This is a genomic window from Bacteroides sp. MSSM.1001136sp1_RTP21357st2_D2_RTP21359_211015 (genome assembly GCF_040913205.1).
Taxonomy (GTDB): Bacteria; Bacteroidota; Bacteroidia; order Bacteroidales; family Bacteroidaceae; genus Bacteroides; species Bacteroides ovatus.
In genome coordinates, this window is sequence record NZ_JBDFVF010000026.1 from 100,575 (window position 1) to 106,784 (window position 6,210).

The 6,210-nt window shown below is 42.6% G+C and carries 4 protein-coding genes; 1 reads left to right on the top strand and 3 read right to left on the bottom strand.

Annotated features, from left to right (window positions below):
- Nucleotides 1–3: 3 nt before the first annotated feature.
- The 3 genes from AB5217_RS17035 to AB5217_RS17045 all read right to left on the bottom strand — a co-directional run bounded on the left by AB5217_RS17035 (nucleotide 4) and on the right by AB5217_RS17045 (nucleotide 3,713).
- Complete coding sequence (locus AB5217_RS17035; protein ID WP_008770909.1) at nucleotides 4–720, bottom strand: NUDIX hydrolase; 717 nt, start codon at nucleotides 718–720, stop codon at nucleotides 4–6.
- A 133-nt stretch (nucleotides 721–853) separates the two neighbouring features.
- Nucleotides 854–2,548 carry a sodium:solute symporter gene (locus tag AB5217_RS17040; RefSeq protein ID WP_032845302.1) on the bottom strand — a complete coding sequence of 565 codons (1,695 nt, stop codon included), beginning with the start codon at nucleotides 2,546–2,548 and terminating at the stop codon, nucleotides 854–856.
- A 25-nt stretch (nucleotides 2,549–2,573) separates the two neighbouring features.
- Complete coding sequence (locus tag AB5217_RS17045) at nucleotides 2,574–3,713, bottom strand: aldose epimerase family protein (RefSeq protein ID WP_032845301.1); 1,140 nt, start codon at nucleotides 3,711–3,713, stop codon at nucleotides 2,574–2,576.
- A 376-nt stretch (nucleotides 3,714–4,089) separates the two neighbouring features.
- Here AB5217_RS17045 and AB5217_RS17050 point away from each other — a divergent pair, with 376 nt between their 5' ends.
- Nucleotides 4,090–6,072: an alpha-L-arabinofuranosidase C-terminal domain-containing protein gene (locus tag AB5217_RS17050; RefSeq protein ID WP_032845300.1), complete on the top strand. Its 1,983-nt coding sequence runs from the start codon at nucleotides 4,090–4,092 to the stop codon at nucleotides 6,070–6,072.
- Nucleotides 6,073–6,210 lie beyond the last annotated feature (138 nt).

Below are 6,210 nucleotides of genomic sequence, written 5' to 3' on the forward strand. Positions count from 1 at the left end.
TGATTATATTTTAAATTTCGGGTCTTTGCGGTAAGCCTTGCCGTTGAACTTATACAAGGCAGCGCCCCGTTTGGAACCCAGTTTATCAATTTTATCAGTCTTTTCTATATAATCCATTTCAGCCACTCTTTTACGGAAGTTTCGTTTATCCATTGTTTCACCGTAAATGGCCTCATATAAACTTTGTAATTGGGATAATGTAAAGAGTTTCGGAAGCAGATTGAATCCGATAGGTTCTACGGATGCTTTCTGTTTCATCAGTTCCCGTGCTTTTTCTACCATTTCAGGATGGTCGAAGATAAGCGGGGGAAGTTCGTTCATATTCACCCAGTAAGCATTGTGCTTCTGAACCAGTTTCCGGTCATACTCATTGATGTTAATCAATGCATAGTAAGCCACGGAGATAACCCGTTCACCCGGATCGCGGTCGATTGCTCCGAAAGTTCCTACCTGTTCCATGTAGACGTTTTCCAATCCGGTAAGCTCATGCAATACACGTTTGGCGGCATCATCCACACTTTCATTGTTTTGCACAAATCCTCCCATCAGTGACCATTCACCCATTGCCGGCTCGAAGTTTCTCTTTAACAATAGCAAGCTGATTTCCCCTTCGTTGAAACCAAAGATGATACAGTCGATGCCGACATAAAAGGTGGGATTCGAGCTATAATAAGCCTCCCCCCGGTTCTTTCCAAAAGAGAGGGAGTTTGAGCTTATCATTGACTCTTGTGAATTATCTTTATCCATTTAGATTGTGATTTTAGTTATAATAAACCAGTCTTTCCGTTGGCAAGACTATTTTTAGATTCCTTCAACCTTTCCCAAAGAGAAGGTTGAAGGAAGGGCTTATTTTTTACCAGAAATACCAGTAGAAAGCACCTGTAATAGCCAGAATAATTACAGTATGAATAATATCCCAGTGATTCCAGCTTGCACGTGTAGCTGCTTTTTGTTCTTTGGTAGCTGTACCGAATACTAATCCCTGAATCTTTTCTGCAGTCGGAGCTTTGGTTGCCAGGCTGACTACGATTACTACAATAATGCAGAACAAGAACATCCATCCACAGAAGAATAACCAGTTCATATCATAGAACAAATATTTGAATGTAGAATCTGCTACTTCACCTGCATTGCTATAATATACTTTTGCACCGAGGCGAGTTAAACCGATTACCATACCAGCAATCAATCCCCACATACCACCCTGGGCGGAAGTACGTTTCCAACAGATACCCAGTAAGAAAGCCGCAGCGATACCAGGAGCTAGTACGGATTGAACGTCCTGCAAATAAGTATAAAGTACATCGCCTACACTACGCATGATAGGAATCCAGAGAATACCTAAAATAACGATTACAACCGTTGCAACCTGACCGATACCTACCAGTTTCTTCTCCGGAGTTTCAGGTCTGAAACGTTTGTAGAAGTCGATAGTAAACAACATGGCTGATGAGTTAAACAGAGATGCAAGAGAACTCATCAAAGCAGCAAGAATACCACATACTACCAAACCTTTCACACCGGCAGGCAATAATTTGGCTACTAATGTCGGGAAAGCGGCATCAGCATTTGCTGTTCCGTTAGCCAGCATCGGCAAGAAACCTTCGCTACCGGCACCGATATATTTTTGATGTAATGCAAATGCGATCATACCAGGAATCAAGAAAAGGAATACAGGTAACAATTTCAGATAAGCACCGAAAATGGTACCACGACGAGCTTCCATTTCATTTTTACCTGAAAGTACACGTTGAACGATGAACTGGTCGGTACACCAGTACCAGAAACCGATAATAGCCGAACCGATCAAAGCGCCCAACCAAGGGAAGTTTGCATCATCATTGCTACGAATCAGGTTAGTCATCGTATCACCATAATCATTGACGGTAACAGCCCCGCAGACTCTCATCATTTCATCCCATCCACCTAATTCTTTGAAGCCGAGTACCAGAATTATTAATGATCCTAGCAGTAGGATAGGGGTTTGAAGAACAGAAGTGTAAAGAACTGATTTCATACCACCGAAGATCGTATAAAGTGCAGTTAACACTACCAGACCGATAGCTGCAATCCAGAAGAAATCAATTCCCCAAAGCTCTTTGATACCGAATACTTGTTGGAATACAAGACCACCGGCATATACAGTCACAGCTACTTTGGTTAACACATAACTCACCAAAGAGATGACCGACAGGATGGTACGTGATTGAGGATTATAGCGGCGTTCCAGAAATTCCGGCATTGTATATACCATGCTTCGTGTGTAGAAGGGTACAAACACCCATCCCAGAATCAAGATCATCCATCCCTGAATTTCCCAGTGTGCCATAGCCATACCACTGGATGCACCGGCTCCTGCCAGTCCGATCAAGTGTTCCGAACCGATGTTGGATGCGAAAATAGAGGCACCGATCGCAAGCCATGTTGCGTCGCGTCCGCCCAAGAAATAATCTGCCGAGTCATTTTGTTTTTGTCTGACTACCCAAACAATAATACCGATCAGAGCCAGAAAAAAGACTCCGATTACTAGCCAATCTAATGCTTCCACAATAAATATGATTTATGAGTTAATATTATTTCTCTACAGAGAATTTGAAAATACATTCACTATTATAAGTTTGTCCCGGTTCCAATACAACAGAAGGCCAGTCTGCCTTGTTAGGACTGTCAGGATAATGTTGTGTCTCCAGACACACAGAAGCACGTTGGTTGTAAACGATACCTTTCTTTCCGGTTACGGTTCCGTCGAGGAAGTTTCCTGTGTAAACCTGTACACCCGGTTCGTTGGTATATACTTCCAGAGTAATACCGCTTTCAGGTGAGGTGAGTTTTGCGGCAACTTGCGAAAGATCTCCCTTTGTGTTGAGTATCCAGTTGTGGTCATATCCTTTTCCGTTCTTCAGTTGAACGAAATCGTAGTTGTCGATCTCTTTGCCTACAGCTTTCGGAGTGGTGAAGTCCATTGGAGTGTCTTTCACCGGAGCGATTTCGCCTGTAGTCATAAAGGTGCTGTCTACCGGGGTATAGTAGTCTGCGTTCACATACAATATATTGTCGGTTGAAGCTTTTGACGGATCGCCGGCCAGGTTGAAGTAAGAGTGGTTGGTCATATTGATGATCGTCTTTTTATCGGTAGTTGCGCTATATTTGATGTCGATAGCGTTGTCTTCAGTCAGTTTGTAAGTCACTTTAGCTGTTACATTACCCGGGAAGTTTTCGTCTCCGTCCGGTGAGACAAGTGTCAGTTCCAGCGTTGTCGGATCAATCAGATTAGCTTCATAAACTTTGTATTGCCAACCTTTCGGACCTCCGTGCAGGCAGTGGCCGAAATTGTTTTGCGGCAGTTGGATCGTGTCACCGTCCAATGCGAAACGTCCTTGGTTGATACGGTTTGCATAGCGTCCGATAGAAGCGCCGAAGTCGCTGGGTACATTAATATAGTCAGCAATGCTGTCAAAACCTAAAACTACATCTTGCATCTTACCGTTCTTGTCGGGTACCATGACAGACACGATACGTCCTCCGAAGTTAGTGATGCATACTTCCATGCCTGCCTTGTTCTTTAAGGTGTAAAGAGCTGTTTTGGCATTGTTCACTTCTGTTTGAAATTTTACCGGATCAAGGCCGGACAAGGTCAGCTCGGAAGCCGGCTTGTTATTGCACGCAACCAGCATCAGCGCGGCAAATCCTGCAAGTAGAAAATGTTTTTTCATGGTTTTATTTTTAATGTAAATGAGATATTTATCTTATTTTGGGTGTAAAAGTAACACTTTTGTTTGGTGTATCAAATACACTCTTGTATGTTATGCAGCATAAACGGTATATTTTATGATTTCCCATACACCTTATTATATATATAAATGTACGCTTTCCATCCGTTTATTTTTCATATAATAGAGCGGGTGAATAGGTGTTTTTTGATCTGGTTTCGTATTATAAATATCAGATACGAATGGAAAATTGTGCAAATGAATGGAATTTGATCCTTTTTGACCGATATACACCTGTTAATGATAAAATCGGGTACGGGGAAAATAGAGAATCTGATTATCTTTGCATTTTAACTATATATAATTTTTATTGAGAACCATGAGAAGATACGCAAATTTATTGGCAGTATTAGCCTTGTCTACTAACCTTGCGCTTCATGCGCAAACTAATGAGTTGGTGATACAGACGAAGAAGCTGGGTGCAGAAATCCAACCTACTATGTACGGACTCTTTTTTGAGGACATCAACTATGCTGCCGACGGCGGACTTTATGCCGAACTGGTGAAGAATCGTTCCTTTGAATTTCCACAACACCTGATGGGATGGAAAACGTACGGAAAAGTATCCTTAATGAATGATGGCCCTTTTGAACGCAATCCGCATTACGTGCGCCTTTCTAACCCCGGACATGCACATAAGCATACCGGATTGGATAACGAAGGTTTCTTCGGTATCGGTGTCAAGAAAGGGGAGGAATATCGCTTTTCCGTTTGGGCGCGTTTGCCGCAAGGAAGCACGAAAGAAACATTGAGAATCGAACTTGTAGATACCCAATCAATGGGCGAACGTCAGGCGCTTGTCGCAGGGAATCTTACGATTGATTCTAAGGACTGGAAAAAATACCAGATAATATTGAAGCCCGGCAGTACTCATCCGAAATCCGTACTTCGTATTTTTCTTACTTCCAAAGGAACAGTAGATTTGGAGCACGTCTCTCTTTTCCCGGTTGATACTTGGAAGGGACACGAAAATGGTCTTCGTAAAGATTTGGCACAAGCATTGGCGGATATTCATCCTGGAGTCTTCCGCTTTCCCGGTGGTTGCATTGTAGAAGGTACCGACCTGGAGACTCGTTACGACTGGAAAAAATCAGTTGGCCCGGTAGAGAACCGTCCCTTAAATGAAAATCGTTGGCAGTATACTTTTACTCACCGATTCTTCCCTGATTATTATCAAAGCTATGGATTGGGATTCTACGAATATTTCCTGCTGTCTGAAGAAATGGGTGCGGCACCTCTGCCGATTCTGAATTGCGGACTTTCCTGCCAATATCAGAATAATGATCCGAAAGCTCACGTAGCCGTTTGTGATTTGGATAACTATATTCAGGATGCACTCGACCTGATTGAGTTTGCTAATGGAGACGTGAATACCAAATGGGGAAAGGTACGTGCCGATATGGGACATCCTGCTCCGTTTAACCTGAAGTTTATCGGTATCGGTAACGAACAATGGGGAAAAGAATATCCCGAACGTCTCGAACCGTTTATCAAAGCCATTCGTAAAGCTCACCCGGAAATTAAAATAGTAGGTAGCTCCGGTCCGAATTCCGAAGGAAAAGAGTTTGATTATCTGTGGCCTGAAATGAAACGTCTGAAAGCCGATTTGGTGGACGAGCATTTCTATCGTCCCGAAAGTTGGTTCCTGGCACAAGGTGCCCGCTATGACAACTACGATCGTAAAGGTCCGAAAGTCTTTGCCGGCGAATATGCCTGCCATGGAAAAGGAAAGAAATGGAACCATTACCATGCTGCTTTGCTCGAAGCTGCTTTCATGACCGGATTGGAACGTAATGCTGACATCGTCCACATGGCTACCTATGCTCCGCTTTTCGCTCATGTGGAAGGATGGCAATGGCGTCCTGATATGATTTGGTTCGATAACCTGAACTCTGTGCGTACCACTAGCTATTATGTACAACAACTGTATGCGCAGAATAAAGGAACAAATGTGCTTCCCCTTACCATGAATAAGAAAAATGTAACGGGAGCCGAAGGGCAGAACGGACTCTTTGCCAGTGCTGTTTACGATAAGGATAAGAATGAACTGATTGTAAAGGTTGCCAATACTTCCGCCACAATACAGCCAATTACCTTGAATTTTGAAGGATTGAAGAAACAAGATGTATTGTTTAATGGCCGTTGTATCAAACTTCGTTCGCTTGATTTGGATAAGGATAATACACTTGAACAACCTTTTGCCATCGTTCCGCAGGAAACTCCGGTATCTATTGAAGGCAACGTGTTTACTACCGAACTGGAACCCACTACGTTCGCGGTATATAAATTCACGAAGAAATAAGTAGAACTAATTAGATGTTATTAGATCAATAGGTTTTAGATTTTTGTTAATTGTAAAAAGTAAGAGGTTGTGTCAAAACGTTGGCACAACCTCTTTTATATTTTACAGTTCTGCTATATTTTCTTTTGGCTATGCTGC